Source organism: Desulfobulbus oralis (assembly GCF_002952055.1).
In the GTDB taxonomy this organism is placed as follows: domain Bacteria; phylum Desulfobacterota; class Desulfobulbia; order Desulfobulbales; family Desulfobulbaceae; genus Desulfobulbus; species Desulfobulbus oralis.
Genome location: NZ_CP021255.1, coordinates 1,064,664 through 1,080,540, shown reverse-complemented (window position 1 = coordinate 1,080,540; position 15,877 = coordinate 1,064,664). Strand labels below are relative to the sequence as shown.

The window sequence follows — 15,877 nt, the reverse complement described above, 5'->3', positions numbered from 1 at the left end:
ATATTGGCGGTTAGGTTCGCTCTGCAGGCATGTTCCGGCGGGCTGCCTGCGCGGCTCCGGCCGGGCTGTCCACCGGCCCGGCCGGGGATGCGGGCCTGACCACACCGTGTTCAGGCTGGCTCTGCCCGTTCTCCGGCTTGTCCGCCGTCAGGGCAGATTCGACCGCCTCGACAGGCTGTTCCGGGGCCGGCGGCCTCTGGGCCAGGGGTCTGGGCGGCTGATCCAGGGCTGCGATCACCGCGGCGTCCCGGCCGTAAATATCGGGCGTGAAAACAATGTTTCCTTTGCCGTCGCTTTTGGCCGTGGCGTACAGCAGAAACACCGGCAGCGGATTTTTCAGACGAATGCCCCCAGTTTTACCGGATGCGAGGAGCTTGTCAAACTGTTTGACCGTCACCGTGTTTTCGGAGTCGCCCTCGAGAATCCGGCGGGCCAGCTCCACCGGGGAAGCCACCCGGATGCAGCCGTGGCTGAGCGCCCGCCCCTGCCGGTCAAAGAGATTTTTGCTGGGCGTGTCGTGCAGATAGACGTGGTAGGGGTTTGGAAACAGAAATTTGAGGCGGCCCAGAGAATTCCTTTTGCCTGCGGCCTGCCGCAACACGTAGGGACAGGGCCGCTTCAGATACCTGCTCCAGTTGATCGTGGCAGGGTTCACCTGATTGCCCTTTGTGTCGTAGACCTTGAGGCCCGTGCTGGACAGGTATCCGGGATCGTTCAGGATCTTTGGGAGATATTCCCTTTTCATCATGCCGGGCGGCACGGTCCAGGTCGGGTTCAGCACCAGATAGTTGATGGCCGAGCGGAAGGAGGGCGTCTGCGTGTACGGCTTGCCCACCATGACCCTGGTGCTCCAGACCGGCTTGCCCTTTTCGTAGTAGTGCAACTGGTAGCCAACAATATCCACCAGCACTGCGGAGTCGGGCTGGTCGTGCATGAGCCAGCGGGTGCGTTCCAGGTTGGCGCGAATCTGCTGGATGTGTTTTTTTGACGGCGCCGACGGATTGTTGAGGGCCGCAATGGTGCCCCTGCCGGCCACGCCGTCGGCCCTGAGTTTGTTTTTGCTCTGGAACTGCCTGACCGCTGCCGTGAGCGCCTCATCGTAGAGATCCTCCCCGGAATCCGCCAGATCCAGATCACCGCTTTCGCTCAGGCGCTTTTTCAGCGCCAGCACCCGACTGTCGCGCATGCCGGGCCTGAGGGCCGGGCCTTCCGGCACATGGCTCAACGCGCCTGGTTTGGCCCGGTGATTGTACAGCACCAAAGCGGTCCTCAGCGCCTGGTAGTGGGCATTTTTTGGCGTGCAGCTCTGCATGGCCGCAACGATTTTGCCCGAGCGCAGGGCCTGCAGGTAAAAGTTGATATCCACATCCGGCAGCCCGGCAGCCAGACCTTTTTTTTCCTCCACGTCCTGGCCGTCCACCTTGCCGTGCAACAGGTGCTCCCCCAAAAGCAGCAGGGCATCGCTGAAGAGAATGTCCCGATCCAACTGTTCCGCGCTCAGGGCCGCCTTGGCTGTGCTGCCGATTTGCACCGGAGCGGGCACAAAAGCCACGGCTTGCGGCGGCGCGTTTGCAGCAGCCGCCTCGTCCGGCCCCAGTGCGCTCTGGATGGCTGCCAGATGGTAATCGGCCGGATTCAGCCCGTCATCGGCAGCGGCCAGCACGGCCCGGTGCAGCTCCTCGATCTTGGCCGGATCGGTCCACAGGGGCTGGAAAGCGTTTTCCCGGTACAGATCCATGAGCTGGCCCGCGGCATAGACCACTTCGCTGCCCAGACGGTGCTCTTCGTCAAAGTACATCTGTTCGAGACGGGCCTGCAGCGGCGTGGGCGCTTCGGTCAGGGGCGCTTCTGCAGGCGACTCGGGGGGCGGAATCCCGATGGTCGCGGCAAGCGGGGCTGGTGGCGCCGCCTCGTCCTGCGCGCAGACAAATTGCGGCAGCAATGCCAGCGCTGCCAGGAGGATTGCACAAGGCCGTTGCAAATTTTTCGGGAACGTGAACATATACAGTCAATTCGGTATAAAAACGCGCCATTGACAGGCGCAGCCTTCCAATCGCCTCACTATAGGACAGAGTCGCATTTTTTTCCACCCCAGGCAGGCATGGGCCCTGCCGCTCCCTGTTTTTTTGGGCTGCACCTTAGTTGTGCAGAATAAGGAACAGGTGACTTAACATCCTCCCCCGCCTCGCCATGATCAACCTGATGTCTGTACCCAAAGCCCCGGCCGGGAAAAGGCCCTCACGCTTCAGGACCCTCCTGCTGCTGGCCCTGCTGCTCGTTATCGGCCTGGTCTGCTGCCGGCATGTGCTGGTGAACGCCCTGGTGAAGCTGGCGCTGAACCGGGCCGGCTTCGAGGACGTGCTTGTCGAAACCGGGGGCATTGGCCCTGCCCATCTGATGCTTCGGGCGGCCAGTGCGCGGCTGCCCCTGCCTGCAGGGGCGCTGCAGATTGAACTGGAGCAGTTGCGCAGTGATTTTTCGCCAGGTGAACTCCGGGCCGGTCACTTCGGCAGGATTGCGCTGCGGCGCCTCGCCATCCGGGCGCCGGCGCAGTGGCAGCCAGTGACCAGGGGGCAAGGGAGCGGCTTTTCCATGGCTCCGCTGTTCCGGCTGGTCCAGCAGTTCCGCTTCCTGCCCCTGCAGTCCCTGATAATAGACGAAGTCGAAATCACCTCGGGCCGGCAGCCCGCCACCAGACTGCGGCTGGATTACAGCGCCGATGCGGACGGAAAAAAAGGCCGGCTCGTTTTGCGGCAAAAGGGGCAGGCGGCAGCGCCTCCGCTGACCATCACGATTGCCCGCGATGACCGGAGTCTGCAGGCCCATTGCACGCTCGATACCGCTGCCTTTCGCGACTGCCTGCCGGAGAGTCTGGCCCTTGAGAGGGGCGCCATCCAGGTCACGCTGCGGGTCGAGGATCAGCGGGTCCGGCTGGCGCTGACCGCCGCGGATCTGGATCTGGCCGGTTGGCAGCTTGGCCGCGCCGAGCTGTTCTGCACCCTCGAGGCCTTTACGGAACAGAGCGGGGAAGGGCTCGTGTTTTCGGAAGATTCCGGGCTCGACGTCAGCAATCTGCGCGGCCCCTTCGGGCGCCTGGCGGCTGGCCGGCTGTCCCTCACCGGCACGCTTTCGTGGCAGGAGGCGGCTGTCATGTTCGACTGGCGTCCTGCGACCCCGCTGCACCTGGCGGGCCTGGCACTGGGCGCGGACAGCGGCCTGAAAATAGGCCAATTGACCGGGGAACAACTGAGCATGCAGGCGAAATTTTCCCGGCCGCAGGATGCGGCCCAGGACTGGGGCCGCATCGTTTTCGGCCCCGGGTCGCGTTTTGCAGTGCAGCATTTCAGGTCTGAAGACGTGCAGATAGAGCGCGCCACCGGCCTGTTGCCGCTCAAAATCGCCCTGGGGGACAGAGGCCAGAAGCTGGACTGGCAGCCCAGGGAGCCGGTCTTTGTGCAGGGCCTCGTCACCGGGCCGGTGGGCTTTGTCCCGCTGCACTTGCGTAAGCTCAGATGTTCTTTTGAAAACACGAGCACGGCCAGGGCGCTGGCCCTCGATGTCAGTCTGCCGGAAGCCGGAGGCGCTTTGCAGTTGACCTGGAAGGCCGCAGCCGGCAATCCGGAGCAGCAGCTTGTGGTGCGCACCCCGGAACACCTGCAATTCGGGCCAAAGGCTTCGCTGTTGCAGATTTTTGCCCAGCCGGCTATGCCCCTGCCCGCGGAAGCCGTTGAACGCGGGCTGTTCAAGGCCGAACTGCAGCTCAAATGGGGGCAGGCCCCGCTCGCCTGCACGCTCGCCACCTCCCTGCGCGATGGCGCCGTCCACCACGGGGGCTTCACGTATGAAGGCATCACCAGCAGCCACCATCTGCAGTTCGCGCCCAGCTTCCGCTCCCTGAAAAGCGGCGCGGTGGCTGTCAAAAGCATAGAGGGCCCACTGCCGCTTCGGGATCTGGAACTGGCGCTCAGAGTCATGCCGCCAGAGCAGAAGAGCGGCTGGCCCGTTTTGCAACTGGAAAGCGGCAGGGTCAGCGTTTTTTCCGGTGCTGTTTCGGTCAAAGCCTGTCCCTACCGTTTTGAGACCGGCAGGATCAGCTCCTGCACTTTCAGCCTGGAAAATCTGGATCTGGCCGCCATTCTGGCGCTGCATCCGGTGGACGGGCTCTCCCTTTCCGGCCGCATTGACGGCAGCCTGCCCTTCGCGATGGGCCCCAAGGGCCCTGGGGTGTACGGCGGCACGGTCAGGAGCGTGGCTGAGGGGGGGCTTATCCGCTATCAGACCAGCGGAGAAGCCCTGAAAAGATCCACCTATGGCGAATACGCCCTCAAGGCGCTTGAAGAATACCGTTATGACAAGCTGGCTGCCTCAGTGGATTACCGGCCGGATGGCCAGCTCCTCATCGACCTGCATCTGGAGGGCAAAAGCCCGGCGCTTTCGGCCACGCGGCCGGTGCATCTGAACATCCAGACCAAACAGAATGTGCTTTCACTGCTCAAAAGTCTCAATTATAGTCAGGGACTGACATCCAGCCTGAACGACTGGGTGCGGCAACATTACCGCCCCAACAAGACAAAATGACGGGGCATTGCGCCATTGGCGCGGGAGGAAGCCATGCGAACAATCCTGCCGGCCCTTGTGGCCGGACTGTATCTCCTCGCTCTGGGCTGTGCGGGCTGCACGCCCAGGGTGCAGGTGGAGGCGTCGGACAAGCCGATCACCATCAATCTGAATGTCAAAATCGAGCATGAGATCAAGGTCAAGGTCGAAAAGGCGCTGGACGATGTACTCAGCTCGGACAAGGGCTTGTTTTAAGGGGAGGAAAGCAATGCGACGCACGATTATCTCGTCAGTACTGGGCGCTTTTTTGGTGAGCCTTTTGACCGGGACCGGATGGGCCATGGATCTGCAGACGGCAAAAGAGCAGGGACTGCTGGGGGAGACGGCCAGCGGCTATCTGGCCCTGGTGCAGAACAACCCGGAGGCCGCCAAGGTGGCGGCTTCGGTCAATGCCAGACGCAAGGCGGAATATCAGAGCATTGCCCAGAAAAACGGCATTGCCCTCAAGGATGTGGAACAGTTGGCCGGGAAAAAGGCCATCGACAAGACGCCCAAGGGCCAGTTTGTGCAGGCAGACGGCAAGTGGGTGAAGAAGTAGTAGTACCTCTGGCCTGAGCCCCGGCTCTGCCGGGGCTCCCAAACTGGCAGCGGCAAACGCGGGGTTTCACCCCTGCGATGGAGCGCCGGCGCCTGACAGCGCGTGACGATAACAGGCTTCTGAAGAAGATTTGTGGCGTGCGGGTAGAAACGGCAATGAAAAGATAAAAACAATTGCAGACACTGCACGACACAAATCAAACAGAGGGAAATATGAACAAAGGCGTTGGCATACTGAAGAAAACATTAATTTTATCCCGTAAGTTTATTCTTTTAGTGCTGTGCAGTCTTGCGATATTTTTTTGCTTTGGCCTGTATACAGAATATGCAGAACGTTCCGCTGCAGGCAAGGCTAAACGTTTCTGCGCTTCTCTTTCACCAGGAGATCCAACCTCTGGACTGAAGGAGAGAGCAATCGCAGAAGGTGCAGATATAGCCAGATGGAGCAACGATAAAGGAAAAGATGAACTGATGGTTATCTTTTTTGGATCGCCATTCTCTAAACATATCTGTCATATAGAGGCAGAAGATAATCACGTTATATCAAAGAGCTTAGGCCATCTTGACTAAAATTTGTATTGATAGATTTTCATTGCATATATATCGCTAGAACAGCATCGGATTTTGCTACACTTTGCTACTGAACACACGCATCAGGACGATTAACAATGAGTATAAGAGCAATATATCTATTACCTATATTCTTAATTTCAAGCTTTGTTCATGCAAAGGAATATTTCATACAAGATGAAATTAAAACTGATGTTGGCTTAGTCCAAACATTGAGTGAGGTACTTGACGAAGGTCATACTCCGCCACAATATCTTGGATTAGATGGAAAAATTATTTATGAAGAGACATCATCTAGCAATTATTTACATATAATCGGTAGTTTTAAAACAGGTGATTATGTTGCCATTCTTTTTAGTAAAAGTTGTGGTGGCTCTGGTTGCCGAATTGACCCATTAAGCTTTCTTTTATTCGATAAAAATAAGAATTATTCAATAGTAACCGACGCAAATTTCAATTCGGACTCAATGGTGATAAATCCGAAAGAAAGAGACGGCTTAGTTGAAGTTGATTTAGGTTTTGAAAAGCAAAAAATTAAAAAGGCAATTCTGAAAGGTAACATTCTTAAAATTGAATATTCAGATACCAATATTACAAAAATGAATGATGAGGACTGTTTACAACTATATAAAATATCAGAGGCATGCGTTAGACTACATAAAAGTGAGTTAGATTGTATTGAAGATGCAAAAGACTATTTTCCTGGTAGTAATTATGAAATGTGGGTTGTACATGTGTTGAGAAATTATCCAGGATTCAACTCTGAGGCTTTTAATCATGAATGTTTTAATGCATGCAAAACCGGTGCTCTAAGTGAATATAAATTATATAAAAATAATGTCTGTAATAAATTACCATAATAAGATACTCAACCAAACTACCCTGCAGCACTGCATCGTTCTGTAAGGTCATGTGCCTATTCCATATACATTTAACTTTACCACGCTTTGTTTTGTCAGTTGGTTAATTCTACCTCAGCGGCCTGGAGATGAAAGACAGTTCAGTTCAGAGGATCAATCATTCAGACCGAATCTGGAAAATTCATTTTGTCAATTTTTAATTACATTGCCTTGGGATGATTTATTCTGGCGTTAGATCCTCAAGTTAAAAGGTGAATATCTATGAAATCTTTGATCTCTATCCTGCAACATCGTGAAGCATTTCTTAAGGAAATAGCCGACGGTATTGATCTGAAACGAAAGCTCATAGAGTTAAACCTCATCGGTGTTGCCTCTTTCGCCGTTTATGGCGCGATTATTGGCAGTCAGCATAGTTTTTTACAAGCTCTTTCATCCTGCCTTAAACTGCCAATCCTGTTTCTGCTGACTACCGTGATTTGCATGCCGACACTGTTCATCTTCAGCTCATTTTTGGGATCAAAACGATCCATTCTACAAACCTTTGTATTGCTGGCGACCGGAATGGCAATCATTGGCGTGGCGCTGGTTGGTTTCGCCCCGATCACTTTATTCTTCATTGTCACAACGCAGAGCTATCAATTTTTCAAGCTGCTGAATGTGGCGTTTTTCGTAGTATCCGGCTTACTGGGAGTGCTCTTCTTTAATCGTATGTATGTACAACTATCAGAAGATGGCGAAGCGACCAAGCGATCACGACGGACATTTCTGAGGTTTTGGCTGTTGCTGTTTGCCTTTGTGGGAACCCAGTTGGCGTGGACACTGCGCCCGTTCCTTGGCGCTCCAGACTTGCCCTTTGAATTTATACGAGAAATCGGTGGAAACTTTTATACCGATGTGTTTCGTTCCCTGGGACACCTATTTGGCTGGCATTAGAGATAACGCTAAACCCTACAATGCAATATGGCCTAAAAATGCATTACACATGAGGATTGTGTTATGGGGGCTCACTGGTTCGGGCATCCCTGTTCTGCTTAGGTTTTGAGCAAAAGCATTGTAGCCTGAAATGGTATTCAGTCCTTTATTTATTGGATTCCCTTTACAATTTTATGAAACAGCAGTGGTGATCGTATGTACATGCTCAACTTTTACGCCGCCTGGATCGGCATCCTGCTCGGGTTTGTCGCGGGTGCAGTGCTCGGTCTCTTTTTCCACAGAGAAGACTGGCTGGGCGGTTATCATTCCTGGCGCCGAAGGATGGTCAGGCTCGGTCATATCTCCTTTTTCGGCATCGCCTTCATCAATATGAGCTATGCCTTCAGCGGCGCGGTCTTTCATGTCGCGCCCAGCTCGCCATACGCCTCCTGTCTTTTTGTCGTCGGGGCTGTCACCATGCCGCTGCTCTGCTTTCTCGCGGCGTACAGAGAGGCGTTTCGCCATTTCTTTTTCATTCCGGTGCTGAGTCTGGTCATCGGCACCCTGCTTTTCTTCAGCCAGTGGACAGGCATATGAAGATTGCGCTGATTGCCATGAGCGGCATCCGTGTGTGCGATCGGGAGCTGCTCAACATGGGCCTGACCCTGCCGGGCTTTGTCGAGCGGAGCAAGGTGATTGCCTCGCTGCCCAGTCTTGGTCTCCTCACCCTGGCCGGCATGACCCCGAGCCGACACCATGTGGCCTACATAGAGGTGGACAGGCTCACCGCGGAGGATGGCATACGCCAGCAGCTTGACTCCTGCGATCTTATCGCCATTTCGAGCTACAGCGCCCAGATCGGAGAGGCCTATGCCCTGGCAGACGAACTGCGGCAGGCGGGCAAACAGGTGGTGATCGGCGGCATTCACGCCACCACGCTCCCTGCGGAGGCCAAAGAACACTGCGATGCCGTGCTGGTAGGCGAGGGAGAACTGAGCTGGTCCGCTGTGCTGCGGGATGCGGAGGCCGGCGCCCTGCAGCCCTACTACAAGACAGAGGGTGCGGAGTTTGATCTCCAGGATGCCCCCATGCCCGCATTCGAGCTTTTGGACATTGGGCGCTACAATCGCCTGACCGTGCAAACCAGCCGGGGCTGTCCGCATCGCTGCGCCTTCTGCGCCAGCTCCATCCTCTTGACCAAACAGTACAAGCAGAAACCCGCGGCCAGGGTGCTGGCGGAAATTGACCGCATCAAGGCCCTGTGGGAGCATCCCTTCATCGAATTTGCCGACGACAACACCTTTGTCAACAAGGCCTACTGGAAAGAGCTGCTGCCCGAGCTGAAAAAGCGCAACATCCGCTGGTTCACGGAAACAGATGTATCGCTCGCCCAGGATGGCGAACTGTTGCACCTGATGCGCGAAAGCGGCTGCGCCCAGGTACTGATAGGTTTTGAAAGCCCGACAGCCCCTGCCCTGCAGGAGCTCGAAACCAGGCGGAACTGGAAGTACAGGCAGCAGGCCGGCTATCGGGAGGCGATTGCGACCATCCAGTCGCACGGCATCAGCGTCAACGGCTGTTTCGTTTTGGGGCTGGACAGTCATGACCAGACGATCTTTGACGAGGTCTATGATTTTGTCATGGACTCCGGCCTGCACGAGGTGCAGATCACCCTGCAAACACCCTTTCCCGGCACGCCGCTCTACGCCGCCCTGCACAGGGAAAACCGCATTATCAGCCCCAATGCCTGGGAGAAATGCACCCTGTTCGATATCAATTTCGTGCCCAGGCGGATGACAGTGGCCGAGCTGTCCCAGGGTTTCAAGCGACTGACCGCCCGCCTGTACAGCGAAGAGGCGACCAAGGCCCGGCGTGCACATTTCAAAGGGCAACTGCGCGCACTGGTGAAGCAGAAAGGAGCGACAGGAAGCCCCGGTAATGCGGCTTTCCTGCCCGAACATGCCTTGTGGAGCTCAGGGGCAAGGCACTGTGACGCGGCATTTGAAAGCGCGCTTTTTCAAGCTCTTCTCAAAAACAAGGACACGGTGAACGCCATGCATGGACATCGCATTTCCCAGATTTTTTACCTGGCAGCCCTCTACGACGGTCTTCTGGGGCTGGCCTTTCTCCTGGCTCCCTACGGCATCTACGGCTGGGTCGGAGTGGAGCCGCCCAACCACATCGGCTATGTGCAGTTTCCCGCCCTGCTCCTGCTCGTCTTTGCCTGGATGTTTTTCCAGATCGCCAGGGCACCGCTGCAAAGGCGCCTGCTCATCCCCTACGGCATCGGCCTGAAGGCGGCCTATGTGCTGGTGGTGTTGGGCCATTGGCTGACAGCCGGCATTCCGGATCCATCCAATTCACCGGATCACTTTCCACATAGGCATAGAGGTTGAGTCCGCCATCGAGGCCGATGGGATCAGGTGAGAGATACCTTCCGGTATCCGGATCGTAGTAGCGGTTCCAGTTGTAGTGCAGCCCGGTTTCGGCATCGAAGTACTGGCCGGGGAAGCGCAGGTTGTTCTGCACCGTGCCGAGTTGGACCTGGGTCCTGCCAAAGGGCAGATAGGCAGCCTGCCAGACCACTGTGCCCTCTCCTGTAATCAGCCGCTGCGGTGTGCCCAGGTGATCGTTGATGTAGTAGTACAGGCCAGGCCGGAGTTCGTATTCCCGAAGCGCCACCGGCTCCTGCCCCAGCCAGACATATTCCCTCAGTACCCTGCCGTTCCCGGCAATCTCCGCAAGCAGACGGCTCTCCAGATCATACAGATAGTACGTGGTCTTCGCACCCACGGTCTTCCGAACACGACGGTTCTGGCTGTCATAGCCGTAGCCGGCTAGCTCCTGACCGTTCCGCCGGACTGTTTTCAGACGACCAAGAGCATCCCAGCCGAAGCTGCGCAGCCCCATCCGACAGCAACCGTCATATCGTCGAAGACAAGATCACGGAAGAAATACTCCGCAACGTCGCAGAACGGTTGAATAACCGGCCGCGCAAATGTTTACACTACCAGACTCCCGCTGAGGTTTTTAACCAGGCCCTCACCGGTGCATTTGCAATTTGAATTCACCCCGGCATGTGGAAACCCTTTGCCGTTTTTGATTTCCTTTGGGCCCTGCTCTTTGTCATGGCCTATGTGCGTCTGGGAAAAGACGACACAGCACGGTAAAAGCGGCATTGTTGCCTTTTAGCAGCCCGTTGAAAAACCATGTTTTTGGTTCCAGGCTACAGGAGTTTCAAATTCCAAGTAGCAAAGAATCAGTGAGTTGCTCCTCTGCCTGACACAGTTTTTTCCTCGCAATACGTATTGCTGCGACTCTTTCAACGGGCTGCCATGGCACTACGGCCTTTCTCATTCAGCACAGGGAAGAGCCATTTCAAGTCCGCGCCGCACTGTTTCAGGCATACCGTTTCAGCCTCTTGCCGGGCCCGCACCTTTTGGCTTGCTGTTTTATCCGAATTATGGCTTGCTAATGTTCAGCTTCTTCTTTTCCGGCGCCCGTTTCCGGTCGTATCCTGTGCGGGTGGCGGGGCGGCAGGTTCCGATGCAGCAATCCGGGCCGACACGCTATCGTTGAGCCCGATTCCAGAAAGGAGCCGCCAAATCGAAACAACCCCGGATCTTTTTGTTCCGGCCTTTGTTGACGGCACATCCGACCATCTCACTTCAAGGAGGCACAAACGGCCGGCCGCACGGCTGGCTCCAAAAAATGCAAAAAGCGGTGTCGCCGGCTGTGAGCTGACCGGCGGTGAAAAGGGAAAACGGTGCAAATCCGTTGCGGTCCGGCCGCTGTATCCGGGGACAAAGCGCTCTTTTGTGCCACTGACCACCAATCCGGTGGCCGGGAAGGTTCGGCGCGAAGGATGATCCGGAAGCCAGAAGACCTGCCGTTTTTTGAGATCAGTTCAGACGGCCCGTGTTTCCGTTTGTTGATCGACATGCGTTTTCGCAGGCGATACAGACACTCGTGCGACGTCCCGGACGGGGCAAGCGCCACATCACAAACAGGAGGTAGCAATGGGATCGACACTGGATATCCTCAAGGATTTCCCACCGGTCACCAAGGAAGAGTGGCGGGCCAAGGTGGAAGCCGATCTGAAGGGCAAGCCCTTTGAAAAGCTGATCAAAAAAACGTACGAAGGCATCGATATTCAGCCTCTTTACCTGCAGGAAGACCTGGAAGGTCTGGCCTATGTGGACAGCCAGCCCGGCGAAGCGCCCTTTGTCCGCGGCATCAGGGCTTCCGGTGCGGTTAGCATGCCATGGCAGGTGTCGCAGGAACTGCGCAGCGCGGATCCCGCCGAATGGAACAAAACCGCGAAGCACGCCCTGCAAAAGGGACAGACCAGTCTGAACATTGTCCTGGACGAAGCCACCCAGAACGGCTTCGATGCCGATAATGCGACCGCGGAAACAGCGGGCAGGGATGGGTTGTCCCTGAACACCCTTGCGGATGCGGAGCTGGCCTTCAGGGATATTGATCTGACCGCGCAGGAATGCCGTCTGGCCACCGGCCCATCCGGCCTGGCCGCCACGGCCCTCCTGGCGGCGCGGATCCAGGCGGCCGGGCAGGACACGGCCAAACTGCGCGGCAGCATTTCGGCCGACCCCCTGGGCACGCTGGCCCGCACCGGTACCCTGCCGCTGTCCCTGGAAAGGGCCTATGCCCACATGGCGGCTCTGACCCGCTGGGCGGCGGCCACAGCGCCCAATCTGCGGACCATCGCCGTTGACGCCAGCGCCTATCAGGAGAGCGGGGGCAGTGCGGTGCAGGACATCGCCAGCGCTCTCGCCACCGGCGCCGAATATCTGCGCGAGCTGGACAAGCGCGGCATTGCGGCTGAAACCGCGGCCCGCCACATCAACTTCGAGTTTGCGATTGGCTCCGACCTCTTTATGGAAATCGCCAAATTCCGGGCCGCACGCCTCTGCTGGAGCCAGGTCGTCGAGAGCTTCGGCGGCTCGGAGCCTGTGCGCGCCATGCACATTCACGCCCGCACCTCCCGCTGGAACAAGACCAAGGTCGATCCCTGGGTCAACATGCTGCGCGTCTCCACCGAGACCTTATCCGCCGTGGCCGGCGGCGTGGACAGCATCCATGTCGGCCCCTACGACGAAATTTTCCGCGCGCCCAACGAATTTTCCAGCCGTATCGCCCGGAATGTGCACATCGTGCTGCGCGAGGAGGCCCACTTCGACAAGGTCGTGGATCCGGCCGGCGGCTGCTGGTATGTGGAGCAACTCACGCAACAGCTCGCCGACAGGGCCTGGGCGCTCTTCCAGCAGATTGAAGGCCAGGGCGGCATGTTCAAGGCCCTCTCCGCCGGCTTCCCGCAGGCGCAGGTGGCTGAAGTAGCCGCCAAACGGGCTAAGAACGTGGCCACCCGCACCGACCGCTTTGTTGGCACGAGCATGTATCCGAATCTGGCGGAGGCCAAGCAGATCATCGAGCCCATTGACCACGAGGCCTTCCTGAAGACCCGTAAGGCGGCCCTGGCTGCGGCCAGAAAGGGCCAAAGCCGCGATGCAGCCCTGGCCGAAGTCGGCCGGCAGGCGGATTCCGGTCAGGAAGCGCTGATGACTGCAGCCATCGCCGCGGCCAGGGCCGGCGCCAGTCTGGGCGAAATTTTCGCCGCGGCCAGGGGTCAGGAGGCCGCGCCGCAGGTGAACAGGCTGCGGGTGCATCGCGGCGCCGAGCCCTTCGAGCGCATCCGCATGGCCACCGAGGCCTGGGCCGAAAAGCACGGCGGCGCGCCAAAAATCTTTATGGCCAACATGGGGCCGATTCCGCAGCACAAGGCCCGTACCGACTTCTCCACCGCCTTTCTGAACGTCGCCGCCCTGGCCACCATCGCAAACGACGGCTTTCCCACGATCGACGAGGCCGTCGGTGCGGCCCTGGATTCCGGCGCCAGGGCCATGGTCATCTGCTCCACCGACGACAGCTACCCGGAGATCGTGCCCGAACTGACCAGAAAGGTGAAGGCGGCGAGGCCGGACATGATGGTCATTCTGGCCGGCTATCCCAAAGATCAAATCGAGGCCTTCAAGGCTGCCGGTGTGGACGAGTTTCTGCATGTGCGCGCCAATGCGCTGGATCTCCTGACCAAAGTACAGCAACATCTGGAGGTGATCTGATGAACGCACCCGATTTCACCAAAATTGCCCTCAGACCTTCGGGCAGGAAGATGGACTACGCCTCCTGGGCGGCGAAAGTGCAGGCCGAAACCGGCCTGAGCCCCGAGGAACTGGCCTGGCGCACGGTCGAGCAGATCGACGTGCAGCCGCTCTATACGAGAAAGGACTGCGAGGGTCTGGAGCACCTGGGCTACATGCCCGGGGTTCCGCCCTATCTGCGCGGCCCCTACAGCACCATGTACGTGCAGCGGCCCTGGACGGTCCGGCAGTACGCCGGCTTCTCCACCGCCGAGGAGAGCAACGCCTTTTACCGCCGCAATCTGGCCGCCGGGCAGAAGGGTCTCTCCATTGCCTTTGACCTCGCCACCCACCGCGGCTACGACTCCGACCATGCCCGTGTGGTCGGCGATGTCGGCAAGGCCGGGGTGGCGGTGGACTCCATCCTGGACATGGAGATTCTCTTCTCCGGCATCCCGCTGGACAAAATGAGCGTGTCCATGACCATGAACGGCGCGGTGCTGCCGGTTCTGGCCTTCTACATCGTGGCTGCCGAAGAACAGGGGGTCAAACTGGAGCAGCTCGCGGGCACCATTCAGAACGATATTCTGAAGGAATACATGGTGCGCAACACCTATATTTACCCGCCCGCCATGTCGATGAAGATCATTTCGGACATTTTTGCCTTTACCTCGCAGAACATGCCGAAATTCAACAGCATCAGCATTTCCGGCTACCATATGCAGGAGGCTGGCGCCACCTCGGACATCGAAATGGCCTATACCCTGGCCGACGGCTGGGACTATGCCCGTGCAGGCGTCAACGCCGGCATGAGCATCGACACCTTTGCGCCCCGGCTCTCCTTTTTCTGGGCCATGGGCATGAACTACTTCATGGAAGTGGCCAAGATGCGCGCCGCCCGCGTGCTCTGGGCCAAGATCATCAAGAGCTTCGGCCCCAAGAATCCGAAATCGCTGGCCCTGCGTACCCACAGCCAGACCTCGGGCTGGAGCCTCACCGAGGGCGACCCCTTCAACAACGTCTGCCGCACCTGTATCGAGGCCCTGGCCGCGGCCCTGGGCCATACCCAGTCGCTGCACACCAACTCGCTCGACGAGGCCATCGCCCTGCCCACCGACTTCTCGGCCCGCATCGCCCGCAACACCCAGCTCTACCTGCAGGACGAGACCAATATCATCAGACCTGCCGATCCCTGGGCCGGGTCCTTCTACGTGGAGGCACTCACCGGCGCCATCATGCAGCGCGCCTGGGGCCACATTCAGGAAGTCGAACAACTGGGCGGCATGGCCAGGGCCATTGAAACCGGCCTGCCCAAGATGCGCATCGAGGAAGCCGCAGCCCGCCGTCAGGCCGGCATCGACTCGGGCCGCGAAAAAATTGTGGGCGTCAACACCTATGTGCTGGAAAAGGAAGACGCCTTGGATACCCTCGAAGTGGACAACACCAGCGTGCGCGAGGCCCAGTTGAAGCGGCTCGCCAAGCTGCGTGCCGAGCGGGACGAGGCCAAATGCCAGGCCGCCCTGAACGCCATCACCGAATGCGCGAAGAGCGGCCAGGGCAACCTGCTCGCCCTGTCCGTCGACGCCGCCCGGGCCCGGGCCTCTCTGGGCGAAATCAGCGATGCCATCGAGAAGGTCTGCGGCCGCCACGTGGCCACCATCCGGGCCATCTCCGGCATCTACAAGGCAGAATTTGCGGAGAAGGACGTGATTCAGGAAGTCATTGACATGGCCAAAAAGTTCGAGGAAGAGGAAGGCCGCCGGCCGCGCATCATGATCGCCAAGCTGGGCCAGGACGGCCATGACCGCGGCGCCAAGGTCATATCCACGGCCTTTGCCGACCTGGGCTTTGACGTGGATATCGGCCCGCTGTTCCAGACGCCGGAAGAAGCGGCCCGCCAGGCCGTGGAAAACGACGTGCACATCGTGGGCTTCAGCTCGCTGGCAGCCGGGCACAAAACGCTGCTCCCGGCTTTGGTTGAAGAGCTGGCCAAGCTGGGCCGTCCGGACATCATGTGCGTCATCGGCGGCGTCATCCCGGCTCCGGATTACCAGTTCCTGCGCGAACACGGCGCAGCGGCCATCTTCGGGCCAGGCACGATCATCCCCGTGGCGGCGAAGAAGATTCTGACCGAGCTGCACGCCCGTCTGCATCCGGCGGAAGCGGCGTAATCCTGCGGCACATCCCTGCCCTCCTGTGGCATCGCCTGCTGCAGGAGGGCCT

Annotated in this window: 11 protein-coding genes, 2 pseudogenes and 1 riboswitch; of the genes and pseudogenes, 11 read left to right on the top strand and 2 right to left on the bottom strand. The window is 58.2% G+C overall.

Features of this window, described 5'->3' with window-relative positions:
• Positions 1-10: 10 nt before the first annotated feature.
• A complete protein-coding gene (locus CAY53_RS04770; RefSeq protein WP_181040427.1) occupies positions 11-1,942 on the bottom strand; it encodes a L,D-transpeptidase family protein in 1,932 nt (643 codons plus the stop codon).
• Between the two features lie 260 nt (positions 1,943-2,202).
• Here CAY53_RS04770 and CAY53_RS04765 point away from each other — a divergent pair, with 260 nt between their 5' ends.
• The 8 genes and pseudogenes from CAY53_RS04765 to CAY53_RS04740 form a co-directional block, all read left to right on the top strand.
• Positions 2,203-4,578, top strand: coding sequence for an intermembrane phospholipid transport protein YdbH family protein (locus CAY53_RS04765; RefSeq protein ID WP_181040426.1), 2,376 nt, complete (start codon positions 2,203-2,205; stop codon positions 4,576-4,578).
• Positions 4,579-4,611: 33 nt separating this feature from the next.
• Positions 4,612-4,812, top strand: coding sequence for a YnbE family lipoprotein (locus CAY53_RS04760; RefSeq protein WP_181040425.1), 201 nt, complete (start codon positions 4,612-4,614; stop codon positions 4,810-4,812).
• A gap of 13 nt (positions 4,813-4,825) precedes the next feature.
• Entirely contained in the window at positions 4,826-5,155 is a 330-nt protein-coding gene (locus tag CAY53_RS04755) for a YdbL family probable chaperone protein (protein WP_104936153.1), read from the top strand.
• Positions 5,156-5,367: 212 nt separating this feature from the next.
• Positions 5,368-5,724 (top strand): hypothetical protein, encoded by a 357-nt coding sequence (locus CAY53_RS12510; RefSeq protein ID WP_146106403.1) that lies wholly within the window; start codon positions 5,368-5,370, stop codon positions 5,722-5,724.
• 98 nt (positions 5,725-5,822) lie between these two features.
• Positions 5,823-6,584 carry a hypothetical protein gene (locus CAY53_RS12505; RefSeq protein ID WP_146106402.1) on the top strand — a complete coding sequence of 254 codons (762 nt, stop codon included), beginning with the start codon at positions 5,823-5,825 and terminating at the stop codon, positions 6,582-6,584.
• A 261-nt stretch (positions 6,585-6,845) separates the two neighbouring features.
• Positions 6,846-7,517, top strand: a complete 672-nt coding sequence (locus CAY53_RS04750) for an actin-binding WH2 domain-containing protein (protein ID WP_104936152.1) — start codon at positions 6,846-6,848, stop codon at positions 7,515-7,517.
• 195 nt (positions 7,518-7,712) lie between these two features.
• The gene (locus tag CAY53_RS04745) at positions 7,713-8,093 is read left to right on the top strand and encodes a hypothetical protein (RefSeq protein WP_017866707.1); all 381 of its coding nucleotides are present in this window, start codon (positions 7,713-7,715) and stop codon (positions 8,091-8,093) included.
• A pseudogene (locus CAY53_RS04740) lies at positions 8,090-9,535 on the top strand (B12-binding domain-containing radical SAM protein); the annotation flags it as partial. The gene CAY53_RS04745 and the pseudogene CAY53_RS04740, both read left to right, overlap by 4 nt.
• 232 nt (positions 9,536-9,767) lie before the next feature.
• Here CAY53_RS04740 and CAY53_RS13725 read toward each other — a convergent pair.
• Positions 9,768-10,406: an RHS repeat-associated core domain-containing protein gene (locus tag CAY53_RS13725; RefSeq protein ID WP_104936150.1), complete on the bottom strand. Its 639-nt coding sequence runs from the start codon at positions 10,404-10,406 to the stop codon at positions 9,768-9,770.
• Between the two features lie 35 nt (positions 10,407-10,441).
• Between CAY53_RS13725 and CAY53_RS14075 the strand changes: the two are divergent.
• The 3 genes and pseudogenes from CAY53_RS14075 to scpA form a co-directional block, all read left to right on the top strand.
• A pseudogene (locus tag CAY53_RS14075) lies at positions 10,442-10,561 on the top strand (IS30 family transposase); the annotation flags it as partial.
• A gap of 639 nt (positions 10,562-11,200) precedes the next feature.
• A riboswitch (cobalamin riboswitch) is annotated at positions 11,201-11,404 on the top strand.
• A gap of 111 nt (positions 11,405-11,515) precedes the next feature.
• Complete coding sequence (locus tag CAY53_RS04730) at positions 11,516-13,636, top strand: methylmalonyl-CoA mutase family protein (RefSeq protein WP_104936149.1); 2,121 nt, start codon at positions 11,516-11,518, stop codon at positions 13,634-13,636.
• Positions 13,633-15,825 carry a methylmalonyl-CoA mutase gene (scpA, locus tag CAY53_RS04725; protein WP_425430775.1) on the top strand — a complete coding sequence of 731 codons (2,193 nt, stop codon included), beginning with the start codon at positions 13,633-13,635 and terminating at the stop codon, positions 15,823-15,825. Before CAY53_RS04730 ends, scpA begins: the two co-directional genes overlap by 4 nt.
• Positions 15,826-15,877: the final 52 nt, after the last annotated feature.

Excerpts from the sequence above, each read along its gene's own strand:
- CAY53_RS04760 (WP_181040425.1), top strand. The coding sequence starts at position 4,612 with ATGCGAACAATCCTGCCGGCCCTTGTGGCCGGACTGTATCTCCTCGCT.
- CAY53_RS13725 (WP_104936150.1), bottom strand. The coding sequence starts at position 10,406 with ATGGGGCTGCGCAGCTTCGGCTGGGATGCTCTTGGTCGTCTGAAAACA.
- CAY53_RS04755 (WP_104936153.1), top strand. The coding sequence starts at position 4,826 with ATGCGACGCACGATTATCTCGTCAGTACTGGGCGCTTTTTTGGTGAGC.
- CAY53_RS04745 (WP_017866707.1), top strand. The coding sequence starts at position 7,713 with ATGTACATGCTCAACTTTTACGCCGCCTGGATCGGCATCCTGCTCGGG.
- CAY53_RS12505 (WP_146106402.1), top strand. The coding sequence starts at position 5,823 with ATGAGTATAAGAGCAATATATCTATTACCTATATTCTTAATTTCAAGC.
- CAY53_RS04730 (WP_104936149.1), top strand. The coding sequence starts at position 11,516 with ATGGGATCGACACTGGATATCCTCAAGGATTTCCCACCGGTCACCAAG.
- CAY53_RS04750 (WP_104936152.1), top strand. The coding sequence starts at position 6,846 with ATGAAATCTTTGATCTCTATCCTGCAACATCGTGAAGCATTTCTTAAG.
- CAY53_RS12510 (WP_146106403.1), top strand. The coding sequence starts at position 5,368 with ATGAACAAAGGCGTTGGCATACTGAAGAAAACATTAATTTTATCCCGT.
- CAY53_RS04765 (WP_181040426.1), top strand. The coding sequence starts at position 2,203 with ATGTCTGTACCCAAAGCCCCGGCCGGGAAAAGGCCCTCACGCTTCAGG.